This window comes from Vibrio sp. 704 (assembly GCF_033339295.1).
In genome coordinates this window covers 1-591 of the sequence record NZ_JAWOUH010000722.1, presented here as the reverse complement: position 1 = coordinate 591, position 591 = coordinate 1, and the positions used below count along the sequence as shown (strand labels likewise).

Sequence of the window (591 nt, the reverse complement as noted above, 5' to 3'; positions counted from 1 at the left end):
ATAAGCGCAAGGTAGCCGTACTGCTCCAGCAGAGGCTTCATGGATATGAGTAAAGCGTTAATGTGTTCCAAATGCTTTCCTCTAATAAAGTCGGAAGGAAATTGGAGTGATACTCCTGTTGTTTTCTCTGGTCAATTCTTGTTTCTCATTCCCGAGAAAAACTGACACACCTCTGATAATGGTGTTTACCTGATGCGCTGTTGTGCTGGATTCCGCTCGCCGTTTGATTCGCGACGGCGAGCGGTCATTACCATGGCTTGGGTCTCAGGCTACTCTTTTGGTGTTGTGAACGCACCGTACAAATCGAGGCGTCGATGGCGCAAGTTCGTTACCGAGCCTTCGGTGTTGAGCTGTTTCAGCTTGGTTAAGTCAACATCGGCAAAGATGATCATTTCCGTATTCGCACTGGCTTCCGTCAATGTGGCGTCGTGGGGGAAATAAATGTCTGAAGGTGAGAACACCGCTGATTGAGCATATTGAATGTCCACGTTGTCCACGCGCGGTAAGTTGCCTACACTGCCGCCAATCGCCACATAACACTCGTTTTCGATCGCGCGAGATTGAGAACAGATCCGCACACGTTGATAGCCG

General features: G+C 49.2%; 1 protein-coding gene. It reads right to left on the bottom strand.

The window, feature by feature from the left end; all coding sequences use genetic code 11:
• Positions 1 to 269: 269 nt before the first annotated feature.
• A partial coding sequence (locus tag R7R24_RS28745; protein WP_411978846.1) for a nitrilase-related carbon-nitrogen hydrolase occupies positions 270 to 591 on the bottom strand: 322 nt, incomplete at its 5' end.